Below are 19,790 nucleotides of genomic sequence, written 5' to 3'. Positions count from 1 at the left end.
CCAGGGTGGAACGACCGAGACGTTCGAGGCGGCCTGCACCGCCGCCGACAACCTCGCCGACGCGGTTGAAGAGGTGTTTCCACAGCATCCGGACGCCGAGATCCTTCTGAGCTTCCCAGGGCTCGGTATGCAGCTCGGCGCCCGGATCCTGGCAGAGATGGGGGGCGACCGCACGCGCTTCGCCGACGCCCGCGGCCTCAAGGCTTACGCCGGCTCCTCTCCCATCACCCGCGCGTCTGGCAAGAAGTCCGCCATCACCAGACGCTGGGTAAAGAACGACCGGCTCAACCACGCCGGCTACCTCTGGGCATTCGCCGCCCTCCGCCGCTCGCCTGGGGCCAACGCCCACTGCCGGCGCCGACACGAACAAGGCCCTGGCACGCGTCCGCTCAGCGGAACCTTTTCAACCGCATGATCGGCCAGCTCTACCACTGTCTTCAGAGGCGAGAACTCTTTGATGAGGAGTCCGCGTTCCCCCGGCACTGCACCCCGACGCGACACGAAGACAAGGCGCGCCCATGCACCCGCAGCCGACCACCGGGCCGCTCCCAGGCCGGCGTGGGCGTGGGCCGTACCTCGGGATGCCGAGGAACGGCAAACGACTTCGTCAGACCAAGTCCGCAACCAGGGCAGTGGCGTTGTCCGGCCGACCGGTCGCCCGGCCAACCGCCTCACCGGTCAGCGCGCCGACAGCCAGCCGCGGGCACCGAGGAGGAACTCACCCAAGTCGAGTCCCGCGTCCTCGATGGGCTCATACGCGCCATCGCTCACCAGAAGCAGACGGCCAGACCGCCGCACGGTCGCGGTGCCGGGGAGGGCACCGGACTGCGGGTGCGCCCGGACGGGGCTACCGCGCGTCGAGGAGGGCGACGGCCTCGGCGAAGTCGGCGTACGCGGGCTCGAAGGTGCGGGTTGCGACGAGGAACATCGAGCGGTCCGTCAAGGCCCGGGCGAGGCGCGCCGGATCGTCGGGCACGCGGCGGGCGAGCGCCACGCCATCGTCGAAGTACGGCCCGAGCCGCTCCCCGAACCGAAGAGGGTCGTTGCCCTCGCGGAGAGCCGCGCGGACGCTGATTCTGCGCTGGACGTCCACCAGTTCGGGCAGGTTGCCTGCCCCTCGCAGTCCCGCCGCCTTCGTTTCGAGCTCTGGCAAGGTGCCGAGGAAGGCCTTCCGCGTGTCGCTCGACCATCCAAGGTTGGTGCCGAACGGCGGCATCGGGGACTCGGCACTCGCAGCCGGCTCGTCGACCCGCCCCGACAATGCGAACAAGGTGACCCACCACGCGAGGATGCAGCTCCAGTTCTTCGGCTCACCCGTCGTCGCCAGCTCCTCCAGGACGGTCAGGGCCTCCCGCCGGGTGGCCACGGCGTCCGCCCCGTGCCCGGCGGCCTCGCGCATCCGGGAGAGGTGCACCAGCTCCCAGGTGAGGATAGACAGCGAGGTGCGCTGTCCGGCGGCCTTGCGCCGGGTCTGGTCAAGGAGCTCGCCGAAGACGGCCGATGCCGCGTCGTGCAGGCCGGCGCCCTCCAGGTTCGCCGCCCACTCGACCATGTTCCAGAAGGAGCCCTCCGGTATGCCGTTCCGGGCTGTCTTCTCGTTGAGCTCCGCGGCCTCCCGGAACCGCCCCTCCTCGGCCAGGATGTTCGCCAGCCGCCCACTCTGTCCGGCCTCAGCCATTTCCTCGCAGGCCGCGCGTCCCTCGGGCCGGCGTCCGAGAGCGAACAGGGCCCTCTGGTAGGCGTCCAGGGCCCTGCACAGCCGTTCTGCCCGGGACGGCGCCCCCGCCTCGATCCTCCGCGCGGCCTCGACCGCCTCGGCGGACAGCGTCAACTTCACCTCCGGGTCCCGGCTGCGGTAGCTCATCGAGAGCAGCGCGTCGACCAGCTTCGGCAGATACGCCTTCGGGCTCACCTCCGCCAGAACCCGGTATGCGTGGACCTCTTCGAGCAGGCGCAGCCGGCCGGAACCCAGCAGCACCCGTGCCCGCAGCACCGCGTCATGATCGATCTTCCCCATATTCCCCCTGTTCTCCGGGGTAATTCACGAAGGAGATTCTGGGAGTCGGGAAGCAGACCGGACAAGGCTCGTGAACTGTGCGTTCCGTCCTACGAAAAACGCCGCTGACCTGTCATGATGGACATGCTCTCGTACCAATCCAGCGGGTGCGTGGCCGATAGCCACGAGAACCCACCCACCGGCACGTCATCTCACTCCATGAGGACGCCCAGCAGCCGCCGGGCTCCCACCGCCTCCCAGCCTGTGATGCGCATCGAGGAGTGACCGAATTCCTCGATTGCCGGCGCGGCCGGCCCCGGTTGAATGGGCAAGAAGGAACGGCACCCGAGTTCGCCCGCAGGAACGCGCAACCCGAGCCGGAGATAGGCGGCACTCGGTGGTGCGCCGGTTCAAGATTCGTGGGAAGCGGGGTGCGTAGCCCGCCGAGGCCCGCGGATGTCAGTACTGCAGGCCATACTCCTGCCGCGCACCACCCGCGCACCGCAACACGAGGAGAGCAACATGGCTGAGGTGCTGGCCGCCACCATGGACACGGGCTGACCGCCGGCGTTCGCGAGTTCGCCGAGCAGCTGCGACGGGCCGGACACACCGTCCACGTCCCGAACCTGCATGGGGCAGGTATTTGACAGCCTCGAGGAAGGCGTTGGCTACGCCGAGAACGCCGGGTTTCGACACGATCACAGCGCGCGGAACCGCCGCCCCCCGAGGGGTAGCGGCAGCGACGCATCACGGGTCCTCAATGGTGCGGCGGGACGACGGTGCCGGTGATGAACCGGCGGAACTCGGTCAACTTCTCGTTGACCACCGCCCGTTCGTATGCCTGCAGGGCGGCCCGCTCGGCGCCCGCTCACTGGCCCTGGGAAATTCATCCCCACGAGTGCCCCAATCGGCGCAACCAGACAAGTGCGGGGGCGGTCTGCCACGTATCAGCCCGGGCTAAGTGGTGTGTACGTCGGCAGGGGAATCGGAGACGAAACGCACTGACGGCGACTTCGGGGCGGCACCCTCAACGGCGGACCGGTGCTGTGGGCACCAGCGTGCCGAACGCCAATACGGCCAACGGTCGGATCGTCGGACCGCGACGGACCCGATCGCCGTCATTCCCTCCCCCGTTCGGATGCCATGGACGTTTCACTGCACGGAAGCGGCACGCTTTTGGTGTGCGCTTACCCATGGCAATCCCCGTGCACGGAAGGAAGGACGGCCATGTCCCCAGGCGCAAAAAAGGGTGCTCTCCCCGTCGTCTCAGGCCCCCCGAAGTTCGCCGTTCGGTCGCGGACACTGCCCGGTGGGGAGGTTTGGTTCACCTGCGGGCAAGCATGGGAGTACGACTCGGAGGACGGCCCGGCCTACGCGATCAGCATGACGATGACACCGGTGAACTGGGACGGGGACCTGCTCCTGATTCCCATCTCGGAGGATCTCCAGACAAGTTCACAGGACTGACCTGCCCTCCCCTTCAAGGCCGGAAGGAATCACGTGCACGCCAGCGAGACCACCCACCTCACGGAAACCAGAACACCCGATGACGTCGACGGAGTCCTGGAATTCCTCTGGCTCGAACTGACGAACCGCTGCAATCTGCAGTGTGTCCATTGCTACACCAATTCGCATCCGCATAGTGGCGACCGCGACGTCCTCACTGCCGACGACTACGAGGCGGTGATGGCCCAGGCCTACGACCTCGGCTGTCGCAAGGTGCAACTGATCGGCGGCGAACCACAGCTCAACCCGGAATTCGGGCGCTTGCTGCGCCGTAGCGTGGAACTCGGATTCGAGTTCGTCGAAGTGTTCAGCAACCTCACGATGCTCGACGAGGACACCATCACGTTCTCGTCCGAGGCCGGAGTGCATTTCGCCACCTCGGTCTACGCCGACGAACCGGCCGCACACGATGCTGTCACCACCGTACGCGGCAGCCACCGGCGCACCATCGAGAACCTGCGTCGTCTCGTCCAGCGCGGGGTCCGGACACGGGCCGCCGTCATCGATGTGAACCAGGACGCGGAGGCTGCGGACCGCACGGTGAAGTTCCTGACCGACCTCGGAGTCAGCGGATCCACCCGGTCCTCTGACGTACGGGAGTTCGGACGGGGCAAGGACCTCCTCGGGCAGGAATCGAGCATGTCCGGCCTGTGCGGACACTGCTGGAGCGGAAAGCTGGCGGTCGCCCCGGACGGAAAGGTCTTCACCTGCGTCATGGCACGGGACTGGCCGGTCGGAGACATCCTCACTCAATCGCTCGGCCAGATCCTGCAGGGTGCCGAACTCGCCCGGGTCCGACGTGAGATCCACGAGACGGTGTGGCTTTCGGCGACCACCGACCCGGAGCGCTGCCCCCAGACCTGCGGGCCGGACCTCTCCTGCCCGTGCGACCCTCTCCTCTGCCCCAAGTGCTGCGGCCCCACGCAGCAGCGGTGACCGGCCACGCCTCACAGCGAAGACGAAGCCTAGAGCGGCCCCGTTCCCCGTACGGGCCGCCCATCCACGACGCGATCGCCACCAACGACCTGCAGCAGATGAAGGCGGTCGCCGAGGCGGCCAGAAGAGCCCTCTACGGAGTGGATTTCACTCCCGTCACCGCAGACCAGTACCACGAGGTGAAGGAGCGCTGGAGGCCCTGGAGTGGGCGACCACCCGACTGGACCGGCCGGGCGGCGGGACGGATGGGTGATCCCACCCCCGACGCTGGGCTTCCAGGAGCTGAGTTCTCCGCTCAGCGTCCGCCTCGACGACGCGGTCTCGTCGTCCAGGTTCACCTGGTACGAACCGCCATATCCGCCGGCTCCCTCAAGACAGGCACGGCGCAGCAATGGGGCCAGGGCCTCGGCCATGGCGATGCAGCTTGGGTCTTTCGTGTTTCAGGCCACTGCTCCTCGCTCCCCTGCTCGCTCGACTCTGACAGGCAGTACATCAAGGTCCACGACGTCGCCGTGAGGGTTCACTAACGTCCTGCCCGGACGAGTGATGCACGGGCGTCCTGCGCTCGTGCATCAGGGACGTCGCCATCGTCACAGGCTGATCTGGATTCAGTCCGTGGGCCGCCCCAGCCGGGCGGCCACGGTGACCTCAGCTGGGGATCACGGTCACGCTGTGCGCCGGTTCCCTACCTGCAGTCCCGGCGCGGCGCGGAGCTGACCGGGGTTCTGTCCTGACTCTGCCCTGTTGCAAGCAGAGGACTGGGGGCTGAAAAATGCGCAGGCCGTCATCCATGCCCGTCTCCGAAGGGCTGTCAACAGGCCGGATTCTCACCCTTCACGTAAGTCCCCGCGTTCGACTGCCCGTCATCGGTTGAGCATCGGGCCCTTTGCGCCGGCTCCGGTGAAGGGCCAGGGGGCTCAGTGCTCAGGTCCGGCTGGCATCGACCGCTGGGTGGCGGACAGCCGGGACCCGGCAATGTTGCGGATGCGGCGTGTGCGGCCACTCTCGGCCAGAACTTCCAGAACGGTCGTGGCTGAGGACTTTTCGGCTGTGAGGAGCTGTAGCCAGTTGGAGGCCGCGAGCAGGTTCTCGGCATCCCACGGCTCGTTCAAGGTCATCGCCCGCAGCAAAGTCCACTCATTGAGGCGCCGTGTGGAGAAGTCGTCCCCTCCAACAGGGCCAGTCATCTCCAGGCGCCAGGCTGGATAGCCGGGATCCGTGAGCAGTTCAGCGGCTCGTCTGTCGAGGTACGCGCAAACGGCGCTGTTCGCCATCCCTTTATCAGGATCGGTGAGTACTTGGGCGATGAGGGCAGCTGCATCCGGCGGGGCCACCTCGTCGAACGCCCTCCGGTAGCGAGCAAAACGCACGTGCTCGTCCGGGCCCCAATCAGGATCGTCCGCTGACACCTCGCCGCTCGTCTCCACCGTCACCCCTCTCACCTGGTTCGGGATGGAAGCCTGTCACAACCCTGGCACCCCGATGCCTGGCGGAGTCCCGTGGAGACCCGCCTGGATTCTGGTCACTCTGCGTTGCAGGCCAAATCGATCAGCCGGTGGATGACCGTTGTCGGGAGCGCCGGGTTGCTGGCCGCGGCCTGTGCGGTGGCTGGGTCGCGGAGTAGGCGGATGAGGTGGTGGATCGGGAGCTGCGGGTTTTTGATGGCTGCTTCGCGGATCCGGTGGGTGGAGTCGAGCAGTCGCAGGACGGTGGCGGGCGAGAGTCGAGGGTCGGCTGCGGCGCGTGCCCTCACCAGCTCGTGCGGATCGTCGGCGAAGCGCTCGGCGAGGTCGCCGGTCGATTCCGGGGAGTCGAGGGCCAGCCGGCGCCGCCGAGGGACGGGATCATCGGCGAAACGGAGGAGGGTGTGGCGGGGGAAGTTCGGATGGGTAAGACACAGGTAGGGATCTTGGCGCCTGAGCGCGACCTCCAGCAGTAGTTCGGCGGGGGCGTCCTGGCAGAAGTAGGCGAGGTTGGACTGCACCTGGGGGTCGGGGTCGCGGGAGAGACGGTCCAGGGCGTCGGGGGGGAGGTGGCGGGCGCGCGCGACGGTGCGTCGGATGGCCACGCTCGCGGAGGCAGCCAGGCGGCGCATCGCCTCCGGGTCGTGGTGGAGGTCCTCGACCCAGTCCACACGCCAGTAGGGGGCGTCCGGGGGCAGTCCGGCGCTGATCGCGGCGCGCAGCGCCTCGGTGGCGTCGGGTCGGACGGCCACCGCCGCGCGCACCCTAGGGTCATCGTCTTGGGCCAGCACGGTGAGAAGGCCGGCGTCCAGGCACTTGTTCGCGACCAGAGTTTCACGCAAACCCCTGTCGGGGTGGCGAACCAGATGTTCGGCGAGGTCGCGATCGAGTAGTTGGGAACGGGCCGCGCGCCACTGGCCGGTCGTGTCCAGGGCGTCGAAGTCCGTGTGCGACATCGGCCGGTCGAAGTCGGCTTGCCGGCGGGCGACTTCCTGGACTTGTGGCGAGGGGTCGGCGACCAGCGTTGAGCGCCGACCCGCGTCCAGGTGCGGCCAAGCGCATCTGCAGGCCTCCGCACGCACCTGCGGATCGGGGTCGGCGGTCAGGGCCACCGCGAGCCGCTCCGGAAGGCCCCGGAACCACAGGGCCTGCAGGCGGATCCGCGGATCCGGGTCGCGGGCCCAGCGTTCGAAGTCGTCCTCGGTCACCCTCGGGCAGTGCCAGACCGCCAGCGCTTGGAAGCGGCGGCGGTAGGCGCCGGCGGGTTCGCTGGCGATCAGGCGTGCCCACTGATTGATACTCATGCCCCGTTGCAGCTCAGCGAGTTGCAACCGGACCTTTCGATCGGGATGCGTGATTGCAGCGTCGACGACCTCAGCCGGCAGGTCCAGGACTGCCAGGCCATTCACCACGCCCACCAGTCGCACCAGATCTTCCGGCGGCGCGATATGGCTCAGCCCGTGCAACCACGCGCGTCGCATCGATGGCAGTGCAACCAGAGCCTCGATCCCCGCGAACAACCCTGCCCAGTCGTCCGCAGCATCTTCTGCACCTCGCATCGACACTCGAACACGGTAGCGGTTACTCCTGCGCTTCTGGTTTCGCGCGTTGCCGGTTCCGCGACGCAACGGCCGCAGAGCGAAGGCGATCCCCGGCTTTCCCGGTGCGGGGCGGTCCCGAACGAGGCAGCATCATGCTCGTCATGGGCGGCGCAGGCGAGAAGATCAAGATCTGGTTCCGGTTCGTTCCTCGCGAGGGATGGTTTCCGCAGGACACCGAGGGCCTATGGGGGACGAAACTCAGCGAGGACACCGCCAGGGTGCAGAACGTCCCTTTCCTCCAGGACGGAGTGGCTGAAGGCGACGTGGTGGGGTTCGCCACCGACTCCGATGGACTCCACTGGGCTGTGGGGCGGGTCAGCGCCTCCGGCAACTGCACCGTTCGCGTTGTACCCGTCCCCGATGGCCCCCTGGGACGCAGCCCTCATGCGGTCCACCAGCGCCTTTCAGCGTTCGGGCTCGGAGGGGAGGTCTTCAGCGAGGAGTTCCCCATGGTGGCCTTCACCGTTCCCGCTGGAGCAGACTTCGCCGGCGTCAAGGCGCTCCTGGCTCAAGGTGAAGGAGAAGGCTGGTGGCACCATGAGGTCGGCTGCGCCAACGACGAGTGGTGGAACGCCTGACCCGCGTGCCCGGACTCTGCCAACCGCCTTCAAGAGGAGGGTCCCAACCGCCTCACCGGTCAGCGTGCGGGCAGCCAGCCGCGGGGCGCCGGGGAGGAACTCGCCCAGGTCGAGTCCCGCGTCCTCGATGGGCTCATACGCGCCATCGCTCACCAGAAGCAGCCGGCCGGGACTGCCGCGCGGTCGCGGTGCCGATGGACGGGGCTTCGGCCGTGTCTCCCAGGTAGGAGGTGACGATGTTCCGGCTGGAGGGGCCGGGCTCGGCGCCCGTGTCGAGGAGGAGGGCCGCATGTTGTGATCGGTAGTGAGCCGCGTGGCGCCGGTTGAGTCCACGAGGTAGGCGCGCGAGTCACCGCACCAGGCAACGAACGCGGGTGGTCCGCCGCCAGGAAGCGTGCCCGACCGGGTCAGCGCGGCCTGATGGACTCCGCCGCTCGGGCCGCGGACCATACTGGTCGAGCCCTGATCACCCACTGGACGGTTCCATGGCCAAGAACATCTCTTCATCGACCACTGTCCCCGACACCGTGTGGCTCGGGCGTGGGCGTCACCTCGGGCCCGAGGCCGAGCGGGACGTCCGGCGCAACCTGATCGCCCTCAAGGCGGCCGGGGTGATCGACGACTTCCTGGACCTCGACCCGATCGAGGCGGCCCGCTCGACCGATCTGTTCCCTCGGGATGAGTCCGCCGACGCCGGCCCGTCTGCCCGCCGGCTCTTCGAGGCCCGCTGGCGCGTGGCCGACGGTGTCACAGTGCGCGCTCAACTGACCACATACGAGGCGGAGTCCCGCCGCGTCGAGAGCGAGGGCGTCACCTGGGTGCTCGCCGCCGAGGCGGAGTCGGCGTGGGAAGCGAGCTGGCCCTCACCCGCCACCGTGTTCTGGCCCGACAGCGACCACGTCGCCTGGGATCACGAGAGGGTGCCGGGCGTGCGTCTGCGGACGACGAACCGCCTACCGAAGGACGACAGCGAGTTGCGGCGCCTGCTGCGGGGCTGCACCCGGCAGAGCTGGTTCATCCATGTCGTGGTGCACGAGGCGATGACGCCGGACGCGCTGGGGCAGCGGCCGATCACGGCGTTCCTGCCACCGAGCCTGCGGCACCGGGTGGTCGAGCACCGGGCCACGCCGGAGCAGGCGCTGATCGCCGACTTCGCGATGAAGCGTGAGCTGGGCGTGGGGCTACCGCGCGGCGGGGCCGTCGTCCTGCCCCCGACGCCGCAGGTCCCGGGCTACGACGCGGAGCGCTTCACCGTACGCCATGTCTTCCTGGACGGCACGGAACCGACCGAACTCCTCCAGACAATCGCGGAGTTCGCCTCCCTGCCACGACCACTGCCCGCCGACGCCGAACAGGTCCTGACACGACTGCGCCAAGGCTGGCACCTGCTCACCCCGGACGAGGAGCTTGTCCACGCACGGGCCATGGTCACCAGGTATGCCAAGGCGCTCGAGGCCATGACGGCATCCTGTGACCTGTACCGTGAGGCGGCCGAGTCGGCGCTCGCCGCGCTCGCCGAGGCAACCAGCGGCAACGACGCGCCCCGGACGCCCACGCCGGCTGCGGCCGAGCAGGACACCTCACCACTGAAGACCCTCACGAAGACGCTCGCCTTCTTCCGCAGCCCGAACCGATAGACGGCCGGATGGGAGATCCAGCACCGTCCCCACCGTCGGTGCAATTGACGGGAGAGCGAACGGCACCACGCCCTGGGAATCCTGAACAACGCGAGAGGCGGCGAGCCGCGGAGCGGGGCCCACTTGCCCTCCCCGCCCTGGCCGATGGCCCGTGCCGCTTCCAGCGCGTCCGCGGCGGCCTGCCTCGGGCGCGGCCGCGGGTGGCGGCCAGCTGCTGCTCGCAGCGGCGGATGTCGGTGAGCGCGTCCACGACGGTCTGGGTGGCTTGGGAGCAGGCGCGGCCAGCGGCGGTGTACGCCGCGTCGGCCTGGTCGGCGACGGGGCCGGGCAGGACGGCGGCGATGAGCAGCTCGGTGCAGTCGACGTCCAGGTCAGGCCGATAACGGTGAACGTCTGGGTGGCTGCTGCGGTCATGCGATCAGCTCGAACGTCGCGCTCTCGATGGCCTGGGCTCGCAGGTCTCCCTCGACCGCAGCCAGCGCGTGAGGCCAACCGACTCGATCAGAAGCGCCGTGACGAATTGTCACCACGCGCTCCGACGCGGAGACCAGAAGCCTTGCACCGAGGAACGCCCCGGCAGCCACGAGGGCGATCACGGGGGCGGCCTTGCGGTACGGCAGCGTTCTTCGGTACGCGAAGACCTTGACGACGTTGTTGGCCGCGAGGAGCAGAGCGGCCAGTGCCACCCCTGACTTGGTGCCGAGTACCAGGGCGAGCGTGGGAACGAGGATCAGACTGCCGCCAAACCCCGCCGAGGCGGACAGCATGAAGGCTGTGGTGACGGCCGCGAACACCGTGACAAGCAGATACCACTCCATCAGGGCTCCTCGATCCCTGGACGGGGAAGTCGCCGTCCGCCCGCTCATTCCGTCGCGTAGTCACCGATGTGGCCGCCGTCGCCGTGGGGCGCCGCGCGCACGACGTACGTAGTGCCTCCCACCACCTTCCCCTGGACGTCCCTCTGCAGGACGTGGAGCTCCCCGTGCCCGTTCTCCGCGGAAGGCGGCAATTGGACGTTGAGGGCCACGGCACGCGATCCGCGCTGCGGGATGTGCACCGCGCGCACCACGTTGTGCCGGTCCTCCTGCGGGAACATCTCGTAGGCGTGGTCGAAGTCGAAGAAGTGGGGCCGGCCCTGCCGGTCGGTGAACCGGTCGGGGAAGAGTTCCTCTCCATGGTGGATCGGCCGGACACCCTCCCCGGGCCGCGGTCCCGCGCCGGGCCCCCTCTCGAAGACGGCGAACAGTCGGCTTCCCGCCGGCAGGCCGGCCCAGTGGACGAAGATGTTGAACGGGCGCCGCTCCAGCGCGGGATTGTTCAGCTGGAGGATGAAGGCCCCCGCGGGCGTCGTCGTGCCGGGAAGGGCGTCCTCGACCTGGAGGTTCTTCAGCGCGACATGCTTCCTCGACGTCACCAGCGTGCCGACGTCGAACTCGCCCGCGCCGTTCAGCGGGTCCTCCGCGCAGGTGGCGACGGCGAGGATGCAGGAGTGCGTCGCGGCCGAGGGGGGAACCGTGAAGTCCCATTCGAGGACACCGGACTCGGCCGGCTCCAGCCGCGGAATCGTGAGGGTCGGTCCGACCGGCGTCCACACCGTGGCTGTCGGCGTGCCGGTGAACGGTCTGCCGCTCGTCCAGAAGTCGGCGGGCAGGGCCGGGAGCCCGGCCGAGGCATCGGCGAGGAAGGCACGCACCTGCACGTTGGTCGCCGTACTGATGCCGCGGTTGTGCACCTGCACGTAGATGCGGTTGACCCGGCCGCGCCGGGCCGTGCGGTGCTGCAGCTGCGTCAGGGCGACGTAGTCGCCGACCGGCGACGGGGTCTGGTAGTTCGGCTCGGGCGAGTCCACCAGGATGTCCGTGCTCTGCCACCACCACAAGGTCCGCAGTCCAGCCGGATCGAAGGGGTCCACCACGCCCGAAGGGGAAGGCTGACTCCGGCCGGAGTCGAGCATGTTGTCCCGCACGTATAGGTCGACCATGCGCGGCGGAACGGCGTCGATGGGCCGCTCCCAGATGCTGCGGCCATGGGTCGCGGCCCGCAGCAGTCTGCGCTTGCGGTGCAGGGCGAGGTCGAAGACGGGCACATTGGGGATTCCCTCGTCCCAGGGGAACCAGTTGAGCCCAGCGTCCTCGGTGCGGAACACCCCGACGTCGCACCCACAGAAGAGCCTGCTGGAATTCTCGGGGTCGATGACGATCGTGTTGACCGGGTTGGCCTGTGCCAGACCGTTGGAGCGCACCGCCCAGGTTGTGTCCGCCGCTCCCCGGCGGTAGACGTGGTGGTTGGTGAACTCCCCGAATTCACTCCAGAGGATGGCCGCCAAGCTGACCCAGACGGTGCCGGAGCTGTCCACCGCCAGGTCGGAAACCCAGAGGAAGGGGAGCGGGGCGGCGGTCAGATCGGTGCGCGTCACGTCCGCCGGACTCCATGTCGGCCCGGTCCTCTCCAGGCGGTAGACGTGGCCGCTGTCCGTCCCGATGTACACGATGGTGCTGTCGGTCGGGTGCACGGCGACGGCGGTGATGTTGTCGCCGACACCGGCGGTGACAGCGGACCAGGTCTCGGCGCTGTCGTCGCTTCGCCACAGCTCGGTACCGCCGAAATAGCAGACGGATGGGTTGCTCGGGTCGAGTTCGAAGGGCGCGTAGAAGAATGAGCCCCCCGTGATTCCAGCGTTCTTCAGGTTCCACGTCAGGCCGGCGTCGTCGGACCGGTAGAAGGTGGTGTAGATGTACTGGTGAAACATGCGGGTGGGTTTCGACGGGTCGATCGCGGTGAAACCGCCGTCCCCGCCGGCGACCGCTCGCCACGCCGGAACACCCTCATAGCGGTGCGTCCCGTTGTCCTGGGTGCCGCCCAGCATCACGTTCTCCCACTCCGGGTGCTGGGAGACGGAGATGTACTGCAGCGTTCCGAGGTCGCGGTTGCGCGGGCTCCAGGTCGCACCGCCGTCCGCCGACACGTATACGCCTCCGTCGCCGACGTCCCAGCAGGTGGTCGGGGTGGCAGGGTCGAAGGTGAACGCATGGTGGTCGGAGTGGATGTTGGGCGTGTAGTTGAAGATTCCGCCACCGGTGGTGCGCCACAAGTTCACCTCGCCCAGGAACATCGTGTTGGCGTCCGTGGGGTGCACGGCGACGTGCAGGTCGTATCCGGTCTGACCGGTGATCCTGAAGCCGACCGTGTGCGTATGGCCGGTGGCGTCGGCATTGGTGGTTGCCGTGATGGATCCCCCGCCGGCCAGCGTGGCGATCTGCTGGGCGGTGACCGACAGGGAGTGCGTGTGCGCCGGGGTGCCGTCGGACGTACTCGTGTACACATGAGCGGCGGGTGCGGCGGTCAGGTCCGCGGCAGGGACGGTGAGGACGTGGGCATGGCCGGCCGTCGAGGACGTCCACCTGCCGATCTGGGTGTTGAGACGGACGGTCACCGCCGACCACGTAGTGCCACCGTCCGTCGTCCTGGCCACTCCCGCGAGGCCGCTGACATAGGCGAAGACAGCGACGACGACAGTGGCATCGGTCTGCTGCTGGGCGAGCTCGATCCGGTCGCACGTGGTCGGCAGAGCCGGGGACGAGATCTGCGTCCAGGTCGACCAGCTGCCCGAGGTACGGGTGCTGGTCGACAGCCCCGAGCCGTAGAGCGCGGCGATGAGCTTCACGGTGCCGGCCGGGCCCGGCTGCCGGATCGCCACCAGGTCGCTGAAGTTGCCGGGTATGAGCTGCACCCAGTTCGCGCCGTCGTCCGTGCTCTCGTACACGCCGATGCTGGAGGAGAGGAACAGGCGCTGCCCGGTGTTGTCGGTCGGGTCGAAGAGGACACGGGAGACCTCGTCCCGCTCGAAGAGTGTGGTCCCGAGCTCGGTCCACGTGTCGCCGCCGTCGTGCGAGCGCAACAGGCCGTTGCCGAAGTAGGTGCCGCCGTACACGTTGTTGTACTCACCCGTACCGGCGACGATGTGCAGCCGGTCGTCGGGGTCGATGGCGATGGTCCCGATGGCCAGACTGCGCTGGTAGTCGGACTTCGGGGACCAGGTCAGTCCCCGGTCGGTGCTCTTCCAGAGCCCACCTCCCGCCGTACCCACGTACATCGTGGCCGAGTCCGTGGGATCGATGGCCACGCTCAGGGTGCGGCCACTGTTCGAGTGGCCGCCGCCCCAGACGATCGGCCCAGGTCCGACCGGAGTCCAGTTCACCGCTCCCGGTACCGGGACGGAAGGGTCGAGAGCGTCCGGAGCCGCCTCCTCCGTGGCCCGGCGGCCTGCCTCCAACCGCTCCCGCCGGGAGCGCAGCGACCGTATGTGCGAGATCTGCGCCTCGCGGACCCCAGGCGGTACGTGTCCGAGATGCCCGAAGCGCTGCGCAAAGAGTTGCCGGTCGCGCTCGAAGGGGTCCTCCTCCCCGACCTCGGGCCCGGCCTCGGGCTCCGACGACTCGGGGAGGGCGCCGGACTGGTCATCGGCCGCGGTGACATCGAAGCCAGTGGCGGCGTCGTCGGGACCAGCAGGATCCAGAACCTCCCGCTCCCGTACGACGACGGCGGCCTTGGCCCTCACTCGCTGCCCGTCGAACGAGGAGGCGGCCATGACGGAGTGCTCGCCCGGATCCAGGTGCATCGTCGAGATCCGGACGATGAAGTCACCCGTACCCTCCGGCCGTATGCCGTCGTCCGAGGGCAGGCCGACCAGGATGCGATCCACTACGGCCGGACGTCCGTCGACGGTGAGATCAACTGTCCAGCCGTTCCATCCCTCTCCACGGAGGTCCACGCGCGTGCCTTGCAGAAGCTCCTGAGGGCAGGCCTCGACGGTGGCTGTTGTGTTCGCGTCGTCCGTGTTCGGGTGGCTTCCTGAGCTACTCCCGTAGACATCCATGGCCATACACCCTCTGATCACACTGCAGTGGGAACCAGGCCCCGCGCCGCGACTCCTGGGTACGGGGAGAGCGCTGACGGATACTGCGGGGGAGGGAGATGACCTGCGCCGCATCACACACGTCAGACCGCTACGCATCTCGGGTTACGTATTCACCATAGGTCCCTGTCATGTGCCGTGCATCCCAGCCCGAGATCGGCCCGATCGGCCGTAATGGTTGAGTAGTTGACGACCGGTCGATTCGCACGACGACCTGTTCCGCAGGCTGAGGGGGGGCCGCAAAGAAAGACTGGGATGAGCATGGCCGTGTCCGTTGTGTCCGATGTCCCGGAGACGGAACACTCGTCATCCGGCGGGATGACGATCGTCTGTTTCGGGCCTGGCGCCAGTGCCGGCTCCTCCCACCAGGCGGAGCCAGATCATGACGCGATCGACTGCCGTTTGCGTCATCGAGGTCGAGTAACGCGGACGCAGTCTGCCGCTCGACGAACGATTGGCAGTCCGCGGCCAGCGGGAGCTCCGTGCTGCCGCCCACGTCGAACCATGTCACCGACGGCTCCCCGTGCTCTCCGCCCGCCCGGACCGACATGCACGAGCCCACGAATGCCTCGTCCAGCACTCGGAGACCCTAATCACCTGGTCCGCGATCACGCTGATGCCCCGCCGTCTCACCCGGGGCAAGAGCCTCAACCGAACGCCCGTCACCCAACCCCGGATCGCACAGGCCCCCTGATCACTCACGGTGGATGTTGTCCGCTCGGCGACCCGCGGCATCCACGGTGATATCGAAGACGACCTTCTCGCCCTGGCGCAGTCGCGGATCCTGCCCGTGGACTGCGGAAATCCCGGCCAGCACGTCTGGCTCGTCGCCTCCCAGACCTATCACCCCGACACCCCGGTCAGCGTCGAACCACTTCACCGCACCCTTGGGCAATGAACGTCGCCCCCACTCGTCTCAGAGACAGACCTAGAACCATCCGCCCGAGCGCCACCACCCCCAAGGGCGCGCGCAGGGGCGCGAAACAGCGCATCAGGGAGCCAGCAGCCCCCGGCCACGCCCGCCCTGCTGAGCGACGCGTTCCGGCGTGCGGGATGCCGGGACGCATTGATCGAAATCTGGCCTGCGCCGGACGAGCCGAAGAGGTGGCCGCCCGCTGGTCGCTGGGATCCGTTGGATCATCTCTCTTGGGCATAGGACTTGGCCAGGCGCTCTTCCGACGCGACACTGTGATGTCCGCCGAACAGTACGTCGGCACGATCCTGAAAGTACGGACGCCCTCTGCCAGCCGACGTGTCAGCCGCCCGTGTGGAGGTAGGCGGCCCACAGGGAGGGTGTGCCGGGGTACCGCCCGCGCACCTGCCGGACAGCGTCGTGCAGTGCGCGGGCAGCCAGACCGGTGTCGAGGTGGCCGCCGTCGGCGGTGAGACCGGCGTAGAAGGAGGCGGCGACGGTCACGGCGACTTCGTCGTTGATCTCCCAGAGAGTGCCAATGACCTGCGGGAACCCGGCGATCTGGAATGCCGAGGCGAGGTGGATGGCCTCGTCGAGGAGGCTCTTGTCGGCAGAGAGGGCGGTGCTGCACGCCGACAGGTAGGCCAGCCGGGCGCGGTCGAGGGCGATCACGGCGAGGCTTCCGACATCCAGGGGCGCATCCAGGTGGTCGTGGAGCAGCAGTCGGCTTCTGGACGGGTCGGTGGGATCGCTGTATCCGTGGCAGGCGAAGTGGGCGATCGTGCAGTCCGGCAGGTGTGCCAGGACGCCGGCCCGAGTCGCCACGCCCGCCCCGGAAGCGCCTCTTGACGCGCCGGGGTCAGCGAGCAGGACTGGTCGGGGCAGGAGGGACCGTACCTTGGCGGCTTCGGCCGGGACGTTCGGCAGGCGGCCCTCGTCGGGAAGCCCTGGTGTGGCGGACATGGCGACGATCAGGGACCGGTCGCGAGGCGCGGGGTGGGCCCGGGCCTTCCGGCGAGCGTGCCGGAGGGCGCGGATGGTGGGGGTGTACGAGGAGACGACGCGGTCCATCACCGCGCGCGGCTCCCGCTCCTCCCCTGCGGGGCTCGGATCGGTGTGGTGGCCGGCGGCGTGGAGGGGCAGGAGCGCCAACGGCCCTGTGGGACACCACCACACGCGGGGCCATGTGTCGCCGGGAGGGCGGCCGGTGTACCCGAGGGCGTCGAGCACCGGGCCCATGGCCGCGTCCCACAGCCACCCCAGGACGGTCCGCAGCCGCGCCTGGGCGGCCACTCGGGTCACGGGCGGGACGGCGGCATCGCGTACCGCGGCCAGGTCCTGGTGGAAGGCGTTGACCCGGTCGACCACCGTGTCGTGGTCGAGCTCCGGCAGGGCCACGTGGACGATGCCGCCGGGGGTCAGGAGAAGCGCGTCGCTGCGGTGCGAGCTGACGTTGAGCGTCACCACCGGGCCGGCGTGGGCCTCCGCGAGGAGCTCCGCAGTCGTGGGCGGGAGACCGAAGGAGGCGAACCCCTCGCGCGCGCGGATCTCGGCGAGGGCTGAGGCGAACGCGTCGGCGAGAGATCGGCGGTCGGGCAGGTGCATCGGCGTCCGGTCGGTGGCGATGGGCCTGGTGTCGGCGGACCGGTCCAGGAGCTCCCGCAGTTCCACGAAACGGGCGGCCAACTCGGGGTGCCGGTCGCGCAGTTCGCCGACGTCGTCCCGGCCGTCCAGAGCCTGGCTCAGGATCACGGTCCGGCCGGCTTCCAGGAGCCGCAGCGCCCTGACCGCGCGCTGGTCGGCCGGCATGCCGGGGTGGGCCAGGGCGAGCGCGGCGGCATCGGCGGCAAGGCCGTCGAAGGTGGCGATCGCATGCTGCTGGTCGCCGCGTTCGATCCGGCGGGGCGCCACCTCGGGCAGCAGCCGTACGGCGTTCTCCAGGAGTTCGGCGGCGCGCTCCGGTCGCGTCGCCGCGAGCAGCCGGGCCGCGGCTCGGGCGGCGCGAAGACGGACCGACGGCTCGGCCGTGGTGTTCTCGGCCGCCTCCGCCCAGGTGACCGCCGCAGCCTCAAGGTCACGGGTGTCCTCCGTCTCCTCGAACCGGGTCTGCAGGACGGAACCCAGCCGGAGAAGGAGCCGGGCGTACAAGGGGTCGTCGACGGGTGTGGCGTGCACCGCTTCGCGGAGGGCGTCGATCGCGGCCTCCAGATCTTCCGCCGACCCCGACCGCAGGAAACGGACGTGCAGGGCCTCGGAGAGGTTGCCCTGGAACCGGGCACGGTCCGGATCGTCGCGAGGCGTGCCGTCGACCGCATCCCCCATGGCCGCGATCGCGGCGTCGAGGTCCGCGAGGTCGTCCCCGGGGTCCTCTGTGCGCTCGAACCGGTCGCTCAGCGCGACGCCCAGGTTGTGAAGGAACTCGGGCCGCTTCGGGTGATGGCCAGGCACGGCGTCGATGGCCTCCCGGTATCTCCCGATCGCCTGCTCCAGTGCCTCGGTCGAGCCGGTCCGCCGGAACCTGGCCAGGAGGGCGCCCCCGAGGTTGGAGAGGGTGCCACCCCGGGTGCGGTCATGCTCAGGCATGGCTTCGACCGCGGCCTCGAGCAGGTCGACGGCTCGGTCCAGGTCGCGCAGCGCGCCGGTCCGGTTGAACCGCGCGCCCAGGGCGATGCCAATGTTGTTGAGGACGCCCGGGCGCTCGTCGTCATCGTCCGAAGTGGCGTCCAAGGCGTCCCGATGGGCCTGGATCGCGGTGTCGAGGTCGTCGAGGGCACCTGTTCTGTGGAACCGCTCCTGGAGTGCGCCTCCGAGGTTCGAAAGGCACCTGGCGTGCTCCGACGGATCGTCGGCGGTGGACTCCACCGTGCGCCGGATGACGGCGAGAGCCGCATCCGAGTCGGCGAGGGCGCCGGTGCGCAGGAACCTGTCCCGCCAGGCGCTCCCGAGCTCGACCAGACACCTGGCGTGTTGGTGTCCCTCGACCGGCGTGGCCGCGACCGCGTCCTCGTACGCGCGGATCGCCGCGTCGACGTCGCCGAGTGCGCCGGTCTGCTGGAACCGAGCACGTCGTGCCCGTCCCAGGTTCTCCAGGTAGAGCGCGCGGCGCGGGTCGTCGGAGGGGGTGACGTCGACCAGGTCCTGTCCGTAAGCGACGGCGGTGTCGGCGTCGTCGGCCGAACCGATGGTCTGGAAGCGCGTCTGCAGCGCGTTGCTCAGGTTGAACCGGTAGTCCACCAGCTGCGGATCCTCGGGGGCGGCGCAGTTCACCGCTTCGCGCAACACGGCGACCGTGTCCTCCAGGTCCCTGGGGTCACGGGTGTGCTCGAACCTGACGCGGAGCAGGATCGCGAAGTCGGAGAGCCACCGTGACCGTTCCGGGTCGTCGGCCGGGGTCCCGTCCAGACTTCGGCGGAGGATCCCGACGGCCCGTTCCAGGTCATCCAGTGACCCGTGCGGGTAGGCGCTCAGGTAGCGCTCCCGGAGCAGCCTGCCCAGGTTCTTCTCGTACAGCTGTCCCTCGGGGGCGTCCGGCGCTGAGGCGTCGAGCGCCTCCTCGAGGGCCTCGATCGCGCCGTCCAGGTCCTCCGGAGTGTTGAGCCGCTGGTATCTGGTGTGCAGCACCCGCGCCAGATTGTTCCGTACAGGCGCGTGGGCGGGATGGCCGACGGGCGTGGCCGCCGCTGCGGCGCGCAGGGCCTCGTTCGCAGCCTCCAGATCCTCCGGCGCATCCGCGCGATCGAACCTGATGATCAGGGTGCGCGCCAGGTAGGAGAGCCGCGCGGCGAGGCTCTCGTCGCCGGCGGCCGTCGCATCCACGATGTTCTCGAACAGCTCGACGATGGCGTTGACCGTGCTGTCATCGGCGGCGTCCATGTCACCCTGGTCGACCAGGGCGATGACGATCGGGGCCGCGTGGTCGGCGACGAGCGGCAGCAACGGCTCCGGGATGCCGTCCTCGGCCGCCATGAAGGAGTGGAGGAACTGCTCGACCGCGGCGGCGAGATCGGCCTGGTCCTCCCCTTCCGGCAGGGCCTGGTAGCGGTACCAGTGCAGGTGGCCGAGCAGATGGCGCGCCTCGAGGTCGCCGTGCTCCTCCGCGTACCGCGCCAGGCGTGAGGCCTGGTGCAGGGTCTCGCTGTCCTCCAGCACGGGGGTCAGGTCCCCGGTCGAGTCGACCTCGTCGAGCAAGGACCATACCGCCGCTACGAGTTGCTCGCGTTCGTCCACGCGACGACGCTAGTACCG

General features: G+C 69.1%; 11 protein-coding genes and 3 pseudogenes. 5 read left to right on the top strand and 9 right to left on the bottom strand.

Annotated features, from left to right (window positions below):
• Positions 1-25 precede the first annotated feature (25 nt).
• A pseudogene (locus ACFV9D_RS24435) lies at positions 26-474 on the top strand (transposase); the annotation flags it as partial.
• A gap of 373 nt (positions 475-847) precedes the next feature.
• Here the strand turns inward: ACFV9D_RS24435 and ACFV9D_RS24430 are convergent.
• Together ACFV9D_RS24430 and ACFV9D_RS24425 are read right to left on the bottom strand one after the other, a co-directional pair.
• Positions 848-2,017, bottom strand: coding sequence for a hypothetical protein (locus ACFV9D_RS24430; protein ID WP_385149992.1), 1,170 nt, complete (start codon positions 2,015-2,017; stop codon positions 848-850).
• A 748-nt stretch (positions 2,018-2,765) separates the two neighbouring features.
• Positions 2,766-2,861: pseudogene (locus ACFV9D_RS24425) on the bottom strand (RacP protein); the annotation flags it as partial.
• A gap of 635 nt (positions 2,862-3,496) precedes the next feature.
• Here ACFV9D_RS24425 and ACFV9D_RS24420 point away from each other — a divergent pair.
• Both ACFV9D_RS24420 and ACFV9D_RS24415 read left to right on the top strand, forming a co-directional pair.
• A complete protein-coding gene (locus tag ACFV9D_RS24420) occupies positions 3,497-4,438 on the top strand; it encodes a radical SAM/SPASM domain-containing protein (protein ID WP_385149989.1) in 942 nt (313 codons plus the stop codon).
• Entirely contained in the window at positions 4,321-4,965 is a 645-nt protein-coding gene (locus ACFV9D_RS24415; RefSeq protein WP_385149987.1) for a DUF1843 domain-containing protein, read from the top strand. Before ACFV9D_RS24420 ends, ACFV9D_RS24415 begins: the two co-directional genes overlap by 118 nt.
• Before the next feature lie 390 nt (positions 4,966-5,355).
• On the opposite strand, the gene ACFV9D_RS24410 is transcribed toward ACFV9D_RS24415, so the two are convergent.
• Positions 5,356-5,871, bottom strand: a complete 516-nt coding sequence (locus tag ACFV9D_RS24410; protein WP_385149984.1) for a hypothetical protein — start codon at positions 5,869-5,871, stop codon at positions 5,356-5,358.
• An 89-nt stretch (positions 5,872-5,960) separates the two neighbouring features.
• On the bottom strand, positions 5,961-7,466 hold the full coding sequence (locus ACFV9D_RS24405; protein WP_385149981.1) for a PE-PGRS family protein: 1,506 nt from the start codon (positions 7,464-7,466) through the stop codon (positions 5,961-5,963).
• 128 nt (positions 7,467-7,594) lie between these two features.
• Between ACFV9D_RS24405 and ACFV9D_RS24400 the strand changes: the two genes are divergently transcribed.
• Positions 7,595-8,080: a DUF4265 domain-containing protein gene (locus ACFV9D_RS24400; protein WP_385149978.1), complete on the top strand. Its 486-nt coding sequence runs from the start codon at positions 7,595-7,597 to the stop codon at positions 8,078-8,080.
• A gap of 303 nt (positions 8,081-8,383) precedes the next feature.
• Here ACFV9D_RS24400 and ACFV9D_RS24395 read toward each other — a convergent pair.
• A pseudogene (locus ACFV9D_RS24395) lies at positions 8,384-8,530 on the bottom strand (hypothetical protein); the annotation flags it as partial.
• A 35-nt stretch (positions 8,531-8,565) separates the two neighbouring features.
• On the opposite strand from ACFV9D_RS24395, the gene ACFV9D_RS24390 reads away from it, so the two are divergent.
• Positions 8,566-9,717, top strand: a complete 1,152-nt coding sequence (locus tag ACFV9D_RS24390) for a hypothetical protein (protein WP_385149975.1) — start codon at positions 8,566-8,568, stop codon at positions 9,715-9,717.
• Positions 9,718-10,127: 410 nt separating this feature from the next.
• Here ACFV9D_RS24390 and ACFV9D_RS24385 read toward each other — a convergent pair whose 3' ends face one another.
• The 4 genes from ACFV9D_RS24385 to ACFV9D_RS24370 form a co-directional block, all read right to left on the bottom strand.
• The gene (locus ACFV9D_RS24385) at positions 10,128-10,535 is read right to left on the bottom strand and encodes a TSUP family transporter (RefSeq protein WP_385149972.1); all 408 of its coding nucleotides are present in this window, start codon (positions 10,533-10,535) and stop codon (positions 10,128-10,130) included.
• A 44-nt stretch (positions 10,536-10,579) separates the two neighbouring features.
• Positions 10,580-14,419, bottom strand: coding sequence for a glycosyl hydrolase (locus ACFV9D_RS24380; protein ID WP_385149969.1), 3,840 nt, complete (start codon positions 14,417-14,419; stop codon positions 10,580-10,582).
• Between the two features lie 907 nt (positions 14,420-15,326).
• A complete protein-coding gene (locus tag ACFV9D_RS24375) occupies positions 15,327-15,512 on the bottom strand; it encodes a cold shock domain-containing protein (protein ID WP_385149966.1) in 186 nt (61 codons plus the stop codon).
• 375 nt (positions 15,513-15,887) lie between these two features.
• Complete coding sequence (locus tag ACFV9D_RS24370; RefSeq protein WP_385149963.1) at positions 15,888-19,772, bottom strand: CHAT domain-containing protein; 3,885 nt, start codon at positions 19,770-19,772, stop codon at positions 15,888-15,890.
• Positions 19,773-19,790: the final 18 nt, after the last annotated feature.

This window comes from Streptomyces sp. NPDC059875 (assembly GCF_042731085.1).
Lineage (GTDB): Bacteria > Actinomycetota > Actinomycetes > Streptomycetales > Streptomycetaceae > Streptomyces.
Note: the sequence above shows the minus strand (reverse complement) of the source record. Positions and strands in the feature narration are given on the sequence as shown.

What these genes read in the sequence shown, in the direction of transcription:
- ACFV9D_RS24385 (WP_385149972.1), bottom strand. Translation starts at nt 10,535, where the DNA reads ATGGAGTGGTATCTGCTTGTCACGGTGTTCGCGGCCGTCACCACAGCC.
- ACFV9D_RS24400 (WP_385149978.1), top strand. Translation starts at nt 7,595, where the DNA reads ATGCTCGTCATGGGCGGCGCAGGCGAGAAGATCAAGATCTGGTTCCGG.
- ACFV9D_RS24430 (WP_385149992.1), bottom strand. Translation starts at nt 2,017, where the DNA reads ATGGGGAAGATCGATCATGACGCGGTGCTGCGGGCACGGGTGCTGCTG.
- ACFV9D_RS24390 (WP_385149975.1), top strand. Translation starts at nt 8,566, where the DNA reads ATGGCCAAGAACATCTCTTCATCGACCACTGTCCCCGACACCGTGTGG.